A 15173-nucleotide genomic window follows, 5' to 3' on the forward strand; every position below is an offset into this window, starting at 1 on the left:
TTGACCCGACTCTGGCGGGCGCTGATCAACACCTGGAACGGGCTGACGTTCGCCACCCGTTCCGAGCAGGCGATTCGCGAGGAGCTGTTCGCGCTGCTCCTTGCGGTACCGCTGTCCCTGCTGATCGGCACGACCGCCGCCCGCCGCCTCGAACTGGTCGCGGTGGTGCTGCTGCTGCTGACCGTGGAGCTGCTCAATACCGCCATCGAGAAGCTGGCCGACCGCCTCACCACCGACCATGATCCGGCGATCGGCCGGGTCAAGGACATGGGCTCGGCGGCGGTTGGCGTCGCGCTGGTGATCGCCGGCCTGACCTGGCTGTTCGCGCTCGGCGAACGCATAGGCATCTTCTAGCGTCGGCAATTGTGCAAGGGGCGCCCGTCGGGCACCATATGGCCATGACAAATTCCGCCTCCTTCATCATCACGCTGGCCCAGCTCAATCCGACGGTCGGCGACATCACCGGCAATGCCGCTTTGGCGCGCAAGGCCCGCGCCCGCGCTAACGCCGATGGCGCCGCTCTGGTGGTGTTCTCCGAATTGTTCATCGCCGGCTACCCGCCGGAGGATCTGGTGCTGAAGCCGTCGTTCCAGGCGGCCTGCCGCGCCGCCATTGAGGAGTTGGCGCGCGAGACCGCCGATGGCGGCCCGGCCGTGCTGATCGGTTCACCCTGGGTCGAGGACGGCAAGCTCTACAACGCCGTCGCCTTGCTGGATGGCGGCCGCATCGTCACGTTGCGGTTCAAGTCCAACCTGCCCAACTACGGCGTGTTCGACGAGAAACGCGTGTTTTCCCGCGGTCCGGCGGCGGGGCCGATGACCGTTCGCGGCATCCGGGTCGGCGTGCCGATCTGCGAAGATACCTGGATGGAGGAGTCCACCGACTACGAGAACGTGGTCGAGTGTCTCGCCGAGACTGGGGCGGAAATCATTGTCGTTCCGAACGGCTCGCCCTATGCGCGCGGCAAGACCGATATCCGGCTGTCGATGGCGGTGGCGCGGGTCACCGAGAGCGGGCTGCCGCTGGTCTATCTCAACCAGGTCGGCGGCCAGGACGAGTTGGTGTTCGACGGCGCATCCTTCGTGCTGAATGCCGACTGCTCGCTGGCCGCACAGCCGCCGTCCTTTGCCGACAACATCACCACGCTGCAGTTCACGCGATCCGCAGAAGGCTGGCGCTGCGCGGGGCCTTTCGCGCCGGTCCCCGAGGGGGACGAGGGCGACTACGCCGCCTGCGTGCTGGGCCTGCGCGACTATGTGCAGAAGAACGGTTTTCCGGGCGTGCTGATGGGCGTCTCGGGCGGCATCGATTCTGCGCTATGCGCGGCGCTCGCTGTCGACGCGCTCGGCGCGGAGCGGGTGCGGGGGGTCATGCTCCCGTTCCGTTTCACGGCGCAGGTCTCGCTCGACGACGCCGCGCAACTGGCCGAGCGGCTCGGCATTCGCTACGAGGTGCTGCCGATCGCAGAGGCGGTCAACGGCTTCGAAAGCATCCTGTCCGGCACCTTTGCCGGTCTGCCGCGCGACATCACCGAAGAGAATCTGCAAGCCCGTACCCGCGGCACGCTGTTGATGGCGATTTCCAACAAGACCGGCGCCATGGTTGTGACCACCGGCAACAAGTCGGAAATGTCGGTGGGCTATGCCACGCTCTATGGCGACATGAATGGCGGCTTCAATCCGATCAAGGACATCTACAAGACCGAGGTGTTCCGGCTGTGCAGCCTGCGCAATCGCTGGAAGCCCGAAGCCGCGCTGGGTCCCACCGGCGAGGTCATTCCGGTGAACATCATCACCCGGCCGCCGACCGCGGAATTGCGCGAGAACCAGACCGATCAGGATTCGCTGCCGCCCTATGACGTGTTGGACGGCATCCTCGAGCGGTTGGTCGAGCACGAGGAGCCGCTGGCAGACATCATCGCCGCCGGTTTCGACCGCGATGTGGTGCTGCGCATCGACCGACTGCTCAACATCGCCGAATACAAGCGTCGCCAGGCAGCGCCCGGCGTGAAGGTGACGCGGAGGAATTTCGGCCGTGACCGGCGCTATCCGATCACGAACAAATTCCGGGATCTGGCGACGCCGCCCGCGAAGCCCGACGACTCGTTGGTATCACGGGCGAGCAAGGGATCTGCGGAAGCGTTCGAGGGGTAAGGCGCCTCACACTCCGCTGTCGTCGCACGGCCGGCGCGCAATTGCGCGCCGGCCGTGCGACCCAGTAAACGCCGTATTTTGTGATGAAGCCGCGAAAGTCGTGTTTACTGGGTCCCCGCATGCGCGGGGACGACAAGCCGCACGCGGGAAAACTTATCGCGTTGTCGGAATGAATGTCGGTCCCACCGAACGGATCGGCTTGTTGGGATCGGCGGGCGTCGCAGGCGCTGCTGCTGGGGTCTCAGCGGGCGCAGCGACCGGGGCAGGGGCGGCGCCCTTCTTCAGTGAGGCCGGCGTGCCTTTGGCCGGCGGCTGCGACATTTTCTTGGCGCGCTCTTCGGTGACGATAATGTCGCCGTTTTCCGCCGCGGATTTGTCGTCGATAGCTTTCAGCGCATCCGACCAGGTCTGCCCGGCCGCCTTGCAGGCGCAGGACGGATTGAATTCGGTGCGATATTTGAAGGCGTTCGGCGACGACGTGTAGGGCTGGCCGGTGATCGATACCGCCGCGTTCATATCCTCGCCGGGATTGCGATAGCTGAACAGGTTGGCGTCGGAGGCGGGGCACAGCGCCTTGCAGGTCTTCTCGTCGTCTGCGAAGCGGCTCTGTACGGTGGCGAAGGAAATCGGGAAATAGAAGCCGTCGCAGGTGCGCACGCAGACGGTGCGATAGGTGCCGGACGGCGCGCCGGCAACGGGTCCCAGCGGCGCAGCGTCGGGACTGGGCTCGTTGTTGCCGAACAGGTTGTTGAGGAAGTTGCCCGGACCGGAGTTCGGCTGCGGCGCGCGCGCGGCCGCGGCGTATTGAGGACCGCAATTGTTCTGCGCCAACGCCAGCAGCACCGAACGGCGCTGGCTGTCGCGGTCGGAACTGCCGGGGGTGCCGACGCGCAGCCGCTCGAGATTGCCGGTGATCTGATCCAGATTTCCGCGCATCTGCTGAATCTGGTTGTTGACCGGCCCGCACTGCGCCGACTGGCCGTTGAACAGCGAGAAGAAGCCGGAGCTGTCGCAGCCCATGCGCTTGGCCTGTGCGGTCACGCGGTCTAGTTCGTTCTGCTGCTTGGAGGCGGCATCCTCGTAACGGCGGATCTGGTCGGCCTTGGCGGGATCGCCGCCGCCGCGGTCGATGGTGGCCAACTGGCCCTCAAGCCGCTGGCACATCGGATTGGCGCCGGGCGCGGCGGCCTGCGGCGGCGGTCCCGGTGGGGGCAGCCCCTGCGCGGTCGCCGCAACGTTCAACGTCGCCCCGCCGATCAGCACGGTGGCAGCGAAAATCCAGCGGGAAAGGGAGAGGTTAAAGGTGTCAGACATGTCCGGCCAATGCAACGAGTCAGAGACAATGCGGCGCGGAGAAAGCTTCACACAACCCACACCCGGCAGCGGATAAACGCAACAAAACCGCAGCGACGCGGCTCCCACATAGCCGCTTCTCGCGGCAGCGTCACGTCGTTTCCGGGGCTTCACTGTGGCGGGGACAGGCTCGTCCACCGCCACATGGTTGATGCTCAGCGCTGGCAGGTAATCGCGACGTACTCGTTGCATCCGCCGCGGCCGCAATTGCCGCCGATGGGCTGCGGAATCGATCCGGTCACCTCATCGGGATCGACCCTGCGGAATGCCGTGGCCTGGGCGAATTCGCGCGACTGGCAATAGGATCGCGCGGCAGACGCACCGCATTTCTCACCATTGGCCAGGCACTGGTCGATACCGTAGCCGTCCGCCTGGTTGGCGATGATGAAGACACGGGAATCGGCAAAGGCTGCGGACGCGGTCAAAACGAAAGTGGCCGTTAAAAATGCGGAAATCGAGTTCATGACACACCAAATGAATGAGAGAATAACCCTCACCGGATAGACGAAAAAGGTTAAAAATCATTAACCATGGCGGGGCGTAGGTCCCAATCGTGGCCAAAATCTGCCCGCGGCTGTGCGGTTGTCAGGTATTGACGGCCGGGCCCCGGCTGCCGCATGGTGCCGGCATGAACGGTTCTCTCGCCATTTGTGGCATTTGCCGCGAGATTACGAGCTAGCGATTCGCTGGCTGAGGCCGTCTTTTCTCACACGAGATCATTGGACGCCCGGCCTCAAGGGACGGGAATTCCATGGATTTGCGACTTTATGATACCTTGTCTGGAGAGAAGCGCGTCTTCGCGCCGATCGATGCTGACAACGTCAGAATGTATGTCTGCGGGCCGACGGTCTATGACTTCGCCCACATCGGCAATGCGCGCCCCGTTATCGTGTTCGACCTGCTGTTCCGGATGCTGCGTTACATCTATGGCCCGGACCAGGTCACCTATGTCCGCAACATCACCGACGTCGATGACAAGATCAACGATCGCGCGACCCGGGACTTTCCCGGGCTGCCGCTGAACGAGGCGATCCGCAAGGTCACCGAGAAAACCCTTGTGCAGTTTCACGCCGACGTCGATGCGCTCGGCGCATTGCGGCCGACCTTCGAGCCGCGCGCCACCGACTTCGTGCTGCCGCGCGCCGATGGCAAGACCGACATGGTGACGCTGATCAAGGAGTTGATCGCGCGCGGCCATGCCTACGAGGCCGGCGGCGAAGTGCTGTTCGATACCCAATCGATGCCCGACTACGGGCGGCTGTCGGGCCGCAAGCTCGACGAGCAGCAGGCCGGCGCGCGCATCGCGGTGGACGCCCACAAGAAGCATCCCACGGATTTCGTGCTGTGGAAGCAGTCATCGGCCGACGAGCCTGGCTGGGAGAGCCCGTGGGGCAGGGGCCGTCCCGGCTGGCACATCGAATGCTCGGCCATGTCAGCGGCCTATCTCGGCGACGTCTTCGATATCCATGGCGGCGGGCTCGATCTGATCTTCCCGCACCACGAGAACGAGATTGCCCAGTCGCGTTGCGCCCACGGCACGCAGGCGATGGCGAACTACTGGATGCACAACGGCTTCCTGCAGGTCGAAGGCGAGAAGATGTCGAAGTCGACCGGCAATTTCGTCACCATCCGGGAGTTGCTCAACGACTGGCCCGGCGAGGTAGTTCGCCTCAACATGCTGAAGACGCACTATCGTTCGCCGATGGACTGGACGCTGAAGGGCATGGAGGAGAGCGCCAAGACCCTCGACGATTGGTACTGGGTCGCGGCCGACGACAGGGGCGGCCACCCGTCGACCAAGGTGATGGAAGCGCTGTCCGACGACCTGAATACGCCGCAGACCATCGCGGCGCTGCATGGCCTGCGCAACCTGGCGGCGGCCGGCGACGACAAGGCGCGTGGCAAGTTCGCGGCATCGCTGCGCATGCTCGGTTTTCTCAACGAGAGCGCGGCGGACTGGAGCGCGCGTAAGCAGCAATCCAGCGGCATCGACGCGGCGCGGATCGACGCGCTGATCGCAGACCGTACCGCTGCGCGCGCGCGAAAAGATTTCAAGGAATCCGACCGCATCCGTGACGAACTGGCGGCGATGGGCGTGACCATCAAGGATTCCAAGGACGGCACCACCTGGGAGATCGCGCGATGAGCAAGCCGGACACGCCGTTTCCCCGCCACTGGCGTTACTACATCGCGATCAAATGGCTGCTGATCGCCGGCGCTGTCGCGCTGGCGCTCAAGCTCGTGGGATACTGGTGAGCGGGATGGGACAGGCAATGCCACAACCGGGGCTGCGGCCGTTCCTGCCGGCGGATACGCCGATCCTGGCTGCGATCTTCGTGGCCAGCATCGGCGAGTTGACGGGCGACGATTACAGCGAGACGCAGCAGGCCGCCTGGGCCAGCGCCGTCGACGACGAAGCCGCATTCGGCAAGCGGCTGGGCTCACAGCCGACGTTGATCGCAACGCTGCAGAACTCGCCGGTTGGCTTTGCTTCGCTGAAGGGCGCCGATCACATCGATCTGCTCTATGTCCACCCCAGCGCCGTGCTGCGCGGCGTGGGCGCCATGCTGTGCGACGCGCTGGAAAAACTCGCCGGCGCCCGCGGCGCCAAGAGTCTGACCGTCGATGCCAGCGACAATGCGCAGGAGTTCTTCCTCAAGCGCGGCTATGTCGCGACCCGCCGCAGCACGATCACCATGGGCGATGAATGGCTCGCTAACACCGCCATGACCAAGACGCTGGCCGGAGCCGGAGCGTCGGGAGCGGCGACGTGAGCCGCGAACGCCTCTATCTGTTCGACACCACGCTGCGCGACGGTGCGCAGACCAATGGCGTCGATTTCTCGCTGCACGACAAGCGGCTGATCGCCGACATGCTGGACGAGCTCGGCATCGACTATGTCGAAGGCGGCTATCCCGGCGCCAATCCCACCGATACCGAATTCTTCGCCACCAAATCCCCCCTGACGAACGCCACGTTCACTGCCTTCGGCATGACGCGGCGACCCGGTCGTTCGGCGTCGAACGATCCCGGCCTGGCCCTGCTGCTGGAAGCCAAGGCCGACGCGATCTGCTTTGTCGCCAAGGCATCCGCCTATCAGGTGCGCGTGGCGCTGGAGACCACCAACGAGGAAAACCTCGCCTCGATCCGCGACAGCGTCAGCGCCGCGAAAGCGGCGGGCCGCGAAGTGCTGCTCGACTGCGAGCATTTCTTCGATGGCTACAAGGAGGATGCGTCGTTCGCGCTGGCCTGCGCCAAGGCAGCATATGACGCGGGCGCGCGCTGGGTGGTGCTGTGCGACACCAATGGCGGCGCCATGCCGCACGAAATATCCGAGATCGTCGGCGAAGTGGTGAAGATCATCCCCGGCAGCCATGTCGGCATCCACGCCCATAACGATACCGAACAGGCGGTCGCCAATTCGCTGGCCGCCGTGCGCGCCGGTGCGCGTCAGATCCAGGGCACGCTGAACGGGCTCGGCGAACGTTGCGGCAACGCCAACCTGTGTTCGCTGATCCCGACCCTGCGGCTGAAGCCGGAGTTCGCTGATGCTTTCGAGATCGGCGTATCGGCGGAGAAGATGGCGACGCTGATGCGGGTGTCGCGCACGCTGGACGACATGCTCAACCGCGCGCCGAACCGCCATGCGCCCTATGTCGGCGAAAGCGCCTTCGTCACCAAGACCGGTATTCACGCCTCCGCCGTGATGAAGGATCCGCACACCTACGAACATGTGGCGCCGGAGGCGGTGGGCAATCACCGCAAGGTGCTGGTGTCCGACCAGGCCGGGCGCTCCAACGTGATCGCCGAACTGGAGCGGGCCGGGATTCCGTTCAGCAAGGCCGATCCGAAACTGGCGCGGCTCGTCGAGGAGATGAAGGAGCGCGAGGCGGCGGGCTATGCCTATGAGTCGGCAAATGCCTCGTTCGATCTGCTGGCGCGGCGCACGCTCGGCAAGGTGCCGGAGTATTTTCGCGTCGAACAGTTCGACGTCAACACCGAGCAACGCTACAATTCCAATGGCCAGCGCGTCACGGTGGCCATGGCGGTGGTCAAGGTCGAGGTTGCCGGCGAGATACTGATCTCGGCGGCGGAGGGCAACGGCCCCGTCAATGCGCTCGACGTCGCACTGCGGAAAGATCTCGGCAAGTATCAGAAGTACATCGATGGGCTGAAGCTGATCGACTACCGCGTGCGGATCCTCAATGGCGGTACGGAGGCGGTGACCCGGGTGCTGATCGAGAGCGAGGACGAGCTGGGCGAGCGCTGGACCACTGTCGGCGTGTCGCCCAATATCATCGATGCCTCGTTCCAGGCGCTGATGGATTCCGTGGTCTACAAGCTCGTGAAGTCGAACGCGCCAGCCTGAGGATTTCAGCCATGATCGACCACGTCTCGCTCGCAGTCAGCAATCTCGAGCGGTCGATGCCGTTCTATGAGCAGGTCTTCGCCGCGCTCGGCATGACCAGGCTGGTGACGCGGCCGGGGATGGTCGGGTTCGGCAAGGCCTATCCGGAAGTGTGGATCAATCTGCGCGCCGGATTGAAGCCGCTATCGCCGGACAATGGCGTACACTTGTGCCTGCGGGCCAGGACAACGGCGGAGATCGATGCGTTTCATGCCGCGGCGGTGGCAGCAGGCGGCACCTCGGAAAGCGCGCCGTCGCTGCGACCGCATGACCGGGTGCGCTATTATGCGACCTTCGTGGCAGACCCCGACGGCAACCGCATCGAGGCGGTGACGTTTCCGAACGAATGACGTTGGCTGAGAGCTAAAGCCGGGTGGCGACTTCGGGCGCCAGCTCCTTGGCTTCTTCCGACGCCTTGGCCGCGGCGGCGCGAAGCCGGGGCAGGATGTCCTCGACCCGTTCGGCTTTCAGGACTTCGAGCGGCAGGGTGGGTCGGATGAAGGCCGTGCTGCGCATGTGGTCCAGCAATTCGAGCAGCGGTTCCCAGAAATTATCGATATTGGCGAGCAGGATTGGCTTGCTGTGCCTGCCTAGTTGCTGCCAGGTCGGCTGCTCGACCAGCTCTTCCAGAGTGCCGATACCGCCGGGCAGGGCGACGAAGGCGTCGGAGCGCTCGAACATCAGTCGCTTGCGCTCGTGCATGTCGTGGGTGACGATCATTTCCTGCGCCCGCGACAGCGCGTTTTCGCGCTTGGTCAGGAAGTCCGGGATGATGCCCGTCACGGTGCCGCCGTGATCCAGCACCGAGGTGGCCACCGCGCCCATCAGGCCGATCGAACCGCCGCCATACACCAGGCCGACGCCATTTTCGGCAAGCGACTTGCCGAGCGCGATGGCCGATTCGACGAAGCTGGGATTGGTGCCCGGGCCGGAGCCGCAATAGACACAGACGGTTTTGATAATGCTCATGGAATCCATGTGGCACTGCGGAATGACAGCGTCAAGACATGGAAAGCGCGGCCGGGAGCGATTTCGTGCTGGAAAGTGCGGCAAACCGGAAAATCCATGCCGTCCAAGGGGGTGCGGGAGGCGACCGGGCACGCTATATGTCGGCGATCATGACAGTGCCCAGAAATGCCAGACCACGGCCGCTCGCTGCCCTCCCTACTTGCGGGGCGGTGAATGTCTAATCCCCACCACGCCCGCCAGCCCGACCAGGTCGCGCAGGCGCCGGAAAATACCACCGAACGTGCAACGCTGCTCGGAACGCTTGCGCACCTGTGGCCGTATATCTGGCCCGGCGACCGCGCCGACCTGAAGATGCGGGTGCTGTGGTCGATGGTGCTGCTGGTGTTCGCCAAGCTGGCGACGCTGACCGTGCCGTTCACCTTCAAATGGGCCATTGACGCCCTGACCGGCGCGGATACCGCCCCGGTCCAGCCGTCGAGTTGGGCGCTCTGGCTGGTCGCCTCGCCGCTGCTCATGACCGGGAGCTACGGCCTGATCCGCGTGCTGATGGCGGTGCTGACGCAGTGGCGCGACGGCATCTTCGCCAAGGTGGCGATGCATGCGGTGCGCAAGCTGGCGTACCTGACCTTCGTGCACATGCATGAACTGTCGCTGCGGTTCCATCTGGAACGCAAGACCGGCGGCCTGACAAGGGTGCTGGAACGCGGCCGGCTCGGCATCGAAGTCATCGTCCGGATGGTGATCCTGCAACTCGTGCCGACCATCGTCGAGGTCACGCTGCTGATGGGCGTGCTGCTCTGGCAGTTCGACTGGCGCTACGTGCTGGTGACGCTGATCACCGTCGTGGTCTACATGTACTACACCTACATCGCCACCGAATGGCGGATCGAGATCCGCCGCCGGATGAACGATTCCGACACCGAGGCCAATACCAAGGCGATCGACTCGCTGCTGAATTACGAGACCGTCAAGTATTTCAGCGCCGAGCAACGCGAGGCGGAGCGCTACGACCGCTCGATGGAACGCTACGAGCGCGCCTCGGTGAAGACCTACACGTCGCTGGCGGTCCTCAACACTGGGCAGGCCATCATCTTCACCTGCGGTCTGACTGCGACCATGCTGATGTGCGCCGTAGGCGTGCGCAATGGCACCAATACGGTCGGCGATTTCGTCATGGTCAACGCCATGATGATCCAGCTCTACCAGCCGCTGAATTTCATGGGCATGGTGTATCGCGAGATCAAGCAGGCGGTGATCGACATCGAGAAGATGTTCGGCGTCCTGCAGCGCAATCCCGAGGTCAAGGATCTGCCCGGCGCCAAGCCGCTGGTGGTGACGTCAGGCAACGTGCGCTTCGACAACGTGCAGTTCTCCTACGATCCGGAGCGCCCGATCCTGAAGGGGCTGTCCTTCGAGGTGCCGGCTGGCAAGACCGTGGCGATCGTCGGGCCGTCCGGTGCCGGCAAGTCGACCATCTCGCGGCTGTTGTTCAGGCTCTATGACGTGTCCGGCGGCACGATTTCGATCGACGGCCAGAACATCCGCAATATCACGCAATCCTCGCTGCGCGCGGCCATCGGCATGGTGCCGCAGGACACGGTGCTGTTCAACGACACCATCCGCTACAACATCCGCTACGGCCGCTGGGATGCGACCGACGCGGAGGTGGAGGAGGCGGCGAAGATGGCGCAGATCGACGGCTTCATCCGCATGTCGCCCAAGGGCTACGAGACCGAGGTCGGCGAGCGCGGCCTGAAACTGTCGGGCGGCGAGAAGCAGCGCGTGGCCATCGCCCGCACTGTGCTCAAGGGCCCGCCGATCCTGCTGCTGGACGAAGCCACCTCGGCGCTCGACAGCCACACCGAACAGGAAATCCAGGACGCGCTGGAAAAGGTCTCACGCAACCGCACGTCGCTGGTGATCGCGCATCGGCTCTCCACCATTGTCGGCGCCGACGAGATCATCGTGCTGGATCAGGGCCGCATCGCCGAGCGCGGCACGCATGCGCAGTTGCTGGCAGCCCACGGTCTCTACGCCAGTATGTGGAACCGGCAGCGCGAGGCGCAGGAAGCCCGCGAGAAACTGGCGATGATCGCGGATGACGACAAGGCGCCGAACCGGGCGCCGCCGGCGGTCGATGACCTGCTGACGACGCCCGACGCCGCGGAGTAGCTTTCTTTTCTTCCCCTCGCCCCCGAGTGCAGCGAAGCTGCGCTTGGGGGAGAGGGTGGCTCGACCGCGCATTTGCGCGGGCGAGACGGGAGAGGGGGATGTCACGAGCGTTCGCCAAATCCTTGCGCGCGAATATGACGGACGCCGAACGGCGGCTTTGGTATCGGCTGCGCGCACACCGCCTGGAAGGCATCAAATTCAAGCGGCAGGTCCCAATCGGGAAGTACGTAGCCGATTTCGCCTGTATGGAGCGGAAGTTGCTGGTCGAAGTGGATGGCAGCCAGCACGCGGAAAGAGCTTCCGACGTCGAGCGGACGAAATGGCTAGAAGATCAAGGGTTTCGTATCCTGCGGTTCTGGAATAATGAAGTCCTGAACGAGACGAACGCGGTGCTGGAGATCATTCTGGCCACCGTGATCGCCGTCAGCCCCTCTCCCGGCGCGCCTGGCGGCGCGCCACCCTCTCCCCGACGGGGAGAGGGGAAAGAAGAATAGAGCGCAGCTTCCATGTCCATCGCCAATTCCATCCGCGCGCAAATCCCGCCGATCCACAAGGAAGGCCATCCGTTCATCGGCGCTTTCGCGCTGGCGACGCTGATCCTGTTCTGGATCTGGACGCCGCTCGGCTGGATCGGAACCGTGCTGACCGTGTGGTGTGCGCTGTTCTTCCGCGATCCGGTGCGGGTGACGCCGGTGCGGGAAGGCATCGTGGTGTCCCCGGCCGACGGGCGGGTGTCGTTGATCTCGATGGTCCTGCCGCCGGCCGAACTCGGTCTCGGCGACCAGCCGCTGCTGCGGATTTCGATCTTCATGAGCGTGTTCAATTGCCACGTGAACCGCAGTCCGGTGACCGGCCGGATCGATCGGATCGCCTATCGTCCGGGCAAATTCATCAATGCCGAACTCGACAAGGCCAGTGAGGACAACGAGCGAAATTCGCTGGTGATTTCGATCCCCGGCGGCCGCATCGGCGTGGTGCAGATTGCCGGCCTGGTGGCGCGGCGGATCGTCTCGTTCGTCCGCGAAGGCCAGACCCTGGGTGCCGGCGAGCGTTTCGGCCTGATCCGCTTCGGCTCGCGGCTCGACGTCTATCTGCCGGAGGGCACCAAATCGCTGGTTTCCGTGGGCCAGACCGCGGTGGCCGGCGAGACCGTGCTGGCCGATTTCCAGCTCGGCGATGGCGGACGCACTTTCCGGGTCGATTAACCGCGTCGCCCGCCGGTTTGTGTCTGTCGCCGCCACAATGGCGGAGCAGGGTGGCGTTTGCTATAGAGAGCCCCATGCAAATGCCCATCGATCCCAAATCGACCGAGATGCGTCGCCGCCGGTTCCACCCGATTCCGGTCCGGATGCTGGTACCCAACGTGATCACCCTGCTGGCGATCTGCGCCGGGTTGACGGCGATTCGGCTGTCCACCGAGGGGCGAATGGAGCTGGCGGTGGCCGCCATCGTCTTTGCCGCGGTGCTCGATGGCGTCGACGGGCGCGTCGCCCGCATGATCAAGGGGCAGTCGAAGTTCGGCGCGGAGCTCGACAGCTTGGCGGATTTCGTCAATTTCGGCGTTGCGCCGGGCCTCATCCTGTATTTCTGGCAGCTACGCATGACCTGAACAATGTTGGCTGGATCGCCGCCATGATCTTCGCCATCGGCGGCGGGCTGCGTCTGGCGCGCTTCAACGCGACCCTCGACGATCCCAACAAGCCGCCCTTCGCCGCCAATTTCTTCACCGGCGTGCCGGCGCCGCTTGGCGCGATCACGGTGCTGCTGCCGATTTACCTGTCGTTCCTGGGCATGCCGATGCCGCCGGCCGTGCTGACGGCGCTGTTCACGTTGCTGATCGGATTCTTGATGGTGTCCCGGCTGCCGGTATTTTCCGGCAAGGCCGTCAAGATGCGCGTGCCGCGTGAAATGGTGTTGCCCGTGGTCGTCGCGGCGGTGTTGTTCATCGCGCTGCTGATCAGCTACCCGTGGCACATCCTGTCGATTGTTTCCGTCGCCTATCTGCTGAGCCTGCCGTGGGGCTGGAAGTCCTACCGTGAGCAGGAACGCAACCTTGCGGCCCAGGCCGAGGCGGCTGTCGATCCTATGGCGCCTGCCGGTCCGGCGTCGCCCTATGCGCCGTCCACGCCCGAGCTTCCCCCCGCTGACCGGCCCGGCCGCCTGAACTGACCTGCCGATCCGCGCTTGAGACCGCTGTGCCGTCCCCACGGCGCAGCGATTTCGCATGGATCGCCGGCAGCCAATGGGATGGCCGTCGGAAGTCGGCTATATGCGAGGTGCGACCATCCGGCAAAGACCGGATGCATGACCCAGAAAAGCAGGAGAAACGCCTTGACAAACCCCGCGACCGGACCGCTGCCCGCGTCCACGCTCGAAGCGTTGGCGCGCTACGATACGCCGACGATCTGCAACGCCATGGAGGTCGTCGCGCCGGAACGCCGGCTGGTCGGTTACACCACCAAGCCGCTGGTTTGCCCGTTTCCCGATCTGCCGCCGATGGTTGGCTATGCCCGCACGGTCACGATCCGCTCCGTCCTGGCCTCGGGCCTGACGCCAGCCGAGCAATCGGCGCGGCGGATTGCCTATTATGAATATGTCGGCACCGGCGTGGGGCCGCGCATCAGCGTGATCCAGGATATCGACGGTGCCGATGTGGGCTATGGCGCATTCTGGGGCGAGGTCCAGAGCGCCGTGCACAAGGCGCTCGGTTGCCTCGGCGTCATTACCGACGGATCGATCCGCGACATTCCGCAATGGGCTCCGGGCTTCCAGGCGCTGGCAGGCTCGATCGGCCCGTCGCATGCGTACGTCCATGCCGAGAACTTCGGCGGCGAGGTGCGGGTCGCCGGGATGACGGTGCGCTGCGGCGATTTGATCCATGCCGACCGTCATGGCGCGGTGGTGATACCGATCGACCTCGCCGCAAAGCTTCCCGATGCCGCCGAACTTTGCGGCCGTCGCGAGACGCCCATTCTCGACATCGCCCGAAGTGCCGACTTCTCCCTCGCACGGCTCAAGGAAGCGCTGGCGAGGTCGGCGGAGATTCACTGACGCCGCAGTAGTGGTCTCATCCGTTTGTCCCGCGCGCCGCCCATTGCGGGACAAACGTGGTTAGCAAAGCGTGAAGGCGTGCGATCCGCGTGCTCAGCCGTGTGGTTAAGTACCACTTTGCAAGCACACGGCGGTTTTCGCGCGTGCTTCGGCCATTGAGTACAGTAAGCTTTACGGGTCTTTAATGGCGCTCCAGCTAGGTTGATGTTGCGCGGCTCAATTTGAGCGGCGCGCCGTCCAGCACGGACGATCGTTTGCGCATGCGTAGCGTCGGAGTTGACCATGGATATCATGACGAGTGCCGGCCTCATTGGCGGCATGGCCGTTATCACCTTGATGGTGTTCATGGGCGGCGATCTCCACATGTTCATTTCCGAGCATGCCATGATCATCATCTTCGGCGGATCGATCACCGCCACGATGATCCGCTTCCCGCTCGGCGTCATGATGCACGGCCTGCCGCTGGGCGCGAAGTTCGCGTTCACCATGAGCCGGCTGTCGGCCCGCGACCTGGTGGAAGAACTGGCGCGCATTGCCGAGATCGCCCGCAAGCAGGGGCCGGTCGGACTGGAAAAGGTGGAGACCGACGAACCCTTCCTCGCCAAGGGCATCCGCTTCGTCGCCGACGGTTACGACCTCGAATTCATCCGCGACAATCTTGAACGCGACCGCGACAATTTTCTGATGCACCTCGACGAGGGCAGCAAGATCTATCGCGCGATCGGCGACTGCGCGCCGGCCTTCGGCATGATCGGTACGCTGATCGGCATGGTGCAGATGTTCTCCAACATGTCGGATCCCTCCAAGCTCGGCCCGTTCATGGCGACGGCGCTGCTGGCGACCTTGTACGGCGCGCTGGTGGCCAACCTGTTCTGTCTGCCCATCGCCGACAAGCTGCACGGCAAGAAGATCGACGAAGACACCAACCGAACGCTGATCATCGACGGCATCCTGATGATCCGCGATTCCAAGAGTCCGACGCTGGTGCGCGAAATGCTGCTGGCCTATCTGCCCGAGAAGCATCGACACGAAGAAGGCGAGCCGGTCCCGGCATAGTCCGCGGCTGA

General features: G+C 64.4%; 14 protein-coding genes and 1 pseudogene. 12 read left to right on the forward strand and 3 right to left on the reverse strand.

From position 1 onward, the window contains the following. Together ACUXVA_RS18540 and ACUXVA_RS18545 are read left to right on the forward strand one after the other, a co-directional pair. A complete protein-coding gene (locus ACUXVA_RS18540; protein WP_265078991.1) occupies positions 1-354 on the forward strand; it encodes a diacylglycerol kinase in 354 nt (117 codons plus the stop codon). Between the two features lie 44 nt (positions 355-398). Then, positions 399-2153 carry an NAD+ synthase gene (locus tag ACUXVA_RS18545; RefSeq protein WP_445487436.1) on the forward strand — a complete coding sequence of 585 codons (1755 nt, stop codon included), beginning with the start codon at positions 399-401 and terminating at the stop codon, positions 2151-2153. A gap of 153 nt (positions 2154-2306) precedes the next feature. Here ACUXVA_RS18545 and ACUXVA_RS18550 read toward each other — a convergent pair whose 3' ends face one another. Further along, a complete protein-coding gene (locus ACUXVA_RS18550) occupies positions 2307-3467 on the reverse strand; it encodes a DUF2865 domain-containing protein (RefSeq protein ID WP_265078990.1) in 1161 nt (386 codons plus the stop codon). Between the two features lie 194 nt (positions 3468-3661). Continuing rightward, positions 3662-3970, reverse strand: coding sequence for a hypothetical protein (locus ACUXVA_RS18555; protein ID WP_265078989.1), 309 nt, complete (start codon positions 3968-3970; stop codon positions 3662-3664). Between the two features lie 287 nt (positions 3971-4257). Between ACUXVA_RS18555 and cysS the strand changes: the two genes are divergently transcribed. The 4 genes from cysS to ACUXVA_RS18575 all read left to right on the forward strand — a co-directional run bounded on the left by cysS (position 4258) and on the right by ACUXVA_RS18575 (position 8264). After that, positions 4258-5652, forward strand: a complete 1395-nt coding sequence (gene cysS / locus ACUXVA_RS18560) for a cysteine--tRNA ligase (RefSeq protein ID WP_445487438.1) — start codon at positions 4258-4260, stop codon at positions 5650-5652. A gap of 115 nt (positions 5653-5767) precedes the next feature. Next, complete coding sequence (locus tag ACUXVA_RS18565) at positions 5768-6280, forward strand: GNAT family N-acetyltransferase (protein WP_445487440.1); 513 nt, start codon at positions 5768-5770, stop codon at positions 6278-6280. After that, positions 6277-7875, forward strand: a complete 1599-nt coding sequence (gene cimA, locus ACUXVA_RS18570; protein WP_445487442.1) for a citramalate synthase — start codon at positions 6277-6279, stop codon at positions 7873-7875. The genes ACUXVA_RS18565 and cimA overlap by 4 nt, the downstream gene beginning before the upstream one ends. Before the next feature lie 11 nt (positions 7876-7886). Further along, positions 7887-8264, forward strand: coding sequence for a VOC family protein (locus ACUXVA_RS18575; RefSeq protein ID WP_265078986.1), 378 nt, complete (start codon positions 7887-7889; stop codon positions 8262-8264). Positions 8265-8277: 13 nt separating this feature from the next. On the opposite strand, the gene ACUXVA_RS18580 is transcribed toward ACUXVA_RS18575, so the two are convergent. Next, positions 8278-8883, reverse strand: coding sequence for an LOG family protein (locus ACUXVA_RS18580; RefSeq protein ID WP_445487445.1), 606 nt, complete (start codon positions 8881-8883; stop codon positions 8278-8280). 213 nt (positions 8884-9096) lie between these two features. Between ACUXVA_RS18580 and ACUXVA_RS18585 the strand changes: the two genes are divergently transcribed. From ACUXVA_RS18585 to ACUXVA_RS18610, 6 genes and pseudogenes are all read left to right on the forward strand, one after another. Beyond that, positions 9097-11055 carry an ABCB family ABC transporter ATP-binding protein/permease gene (locus tag ACUXVA_RS18585; protein WP_265078984.1) on the forward strand — a complete coding sequence of 653 codons (1959 nt, stop codon included), beginning with the start codon at positions 9097-9099 and terminating at the stop codon, positions 11053-11055. Positions 11056-11153: 98 nt separating this feature from the next. Next, entirely contained in the window at positions 11154-11549 is a 396-nt protein-coding gene (locus ACUXVA_RS18590; protein ID WP_445487448.1) for an endonuclease domain-containing protein, read from the forward strand. A gap of 12 nt (positions 11550-11561) precedes the next feature. After that, positions 11562-12260 (forward strand): phosphatidylserine decarboxylase, encoded by a 699-nt coding sequence (locus ACUXVA_RS18595; RefSeq protein ID WP_265078982.1) that lies wholly within the window; start codon positions 11562-11564, stop codon positions 12258-12260. A gap of 80 nt (positions 12261-12340) precedes the next feature. Continuing rightward, positions 12341-13224, forward strand: a pseudogene (gene pssA, locus ACUXVA_RS18600) (CDP-diacylglycerol--serine O-phosphatidyltransferase). Positions 13225-13386: 162 nt separating this feature from the next. Further along, positions 13387-14106 (forward strand): RraA family protein, encoded by a 720-nt coding sequence (locus ACUXVA_RS18605; protein WP_265078981.1) that lies wholly within the window; start codon positions 13387-13389, stop codon positions 14104-14106. A gap of 282 nt (positions 14107-14388) precedes the next feature. Continuing rightward, on the forward strand, positions 14389-15162 hold the full coding sequence (locus tag ACUXVA_RS18610; RefSeq protein WP_265078980.1) for a motility protein A: 774 nt from the start codon (positions 14389-14391) through the stop codon (positions 15160-15162). The last annotated feature ends 11 nt before the right edge of the window (positions 15163-15173 follow it).

Source organism: Rhodopseudomonas sp. RCAM05734, assembly GCF_052658035.1.

What these genes read in the sequence shown, in the direction of transcription:
- cysS (WP_445487438.1), top strand. Translation starts at nt 4,258, where the DNA reads ATGGATTTGCGACTTTATGATACCTTGTCTGGAGAGAAGCGCGTCTTC.
- ACUXVA_RS18545 (WP_445487436.1), top strand. Translation starts at nt 399, where the DNA reads ATGACAAATTCCGCCTCCTTCATCATCACGCTGGCCCAGCTCAATCCG.
- ACUXVA_RS18550 (WP_265078990.1), bottom strand. Translation starts at nt 3,467, where the DNA reads ATGTCTGACACCTTTAACCTCTCCCTTTCCCGCTGGATTTTCGCTGCC.
- ACUXVA_RS18585 (WP_265078984.1), top strand. Translation starts at nt 9,097, where the DNA reads ATGTCTAATCCCCACCACGCCCGCCAGCCCGACCAGGTCGCGCAGGCG.
- ACUXVA_RS18555 (WP_265078989.1), bottom strand. Translation starts at nt 3,970, where the DNA reads ATGAACTCGATTTCCGCATTTTTAACGGCCACTTTCGTTTTGACCGCG.
- ACUXVA_RS18595 (WP_265078982.1), top strand. Translation starts at nt 11,562, where the DNA reads ATGTCCATCGCCAATTCCATCCGCGCGCAAATCCCGCCGATCCACAAG.
- ACUXVA_RS18565 (WP_445487440.1), top strand. Translation starts at nt 5,768, where the DNA reads ATGGGACAGGCAATGCCACAACCGGGGCTGCGGCCGTTCCTGCCGGCG.
- ACUXVA_RS18575 (WP_265078986.1), top strand. Translation starts at nt 7,887, where the DNA reads ATGATCGACCACGTCTCGCTCGCAGTCAGCAATCTCGAGCGGTCGATG.
- ACUXVA_RS18610 (WP_265078980.1), top strand. Translation starts at nt 14,389, where the DNA reads ATGGATATCATGACGAGTGCCGGCCTCATTGGCGGCATGGCCGTTATC.
- ACUXVA_RS18590 (WP_445487448.1), top strand. Translation starts at nt 11,154, where the DNA reads ATGTCACGAGCGTTCGCCAAATCCTTGCGCGCGAATATGACGGACGCC.
- ACUXVA_RS18580 (WP_445487445.1), bottom strand. Translation starts at nt 8,883, where the DNA reads ATGAGCATTATCAAAACCGTCTGTGTCTATTGCGGCTCCGGCCCGGGC.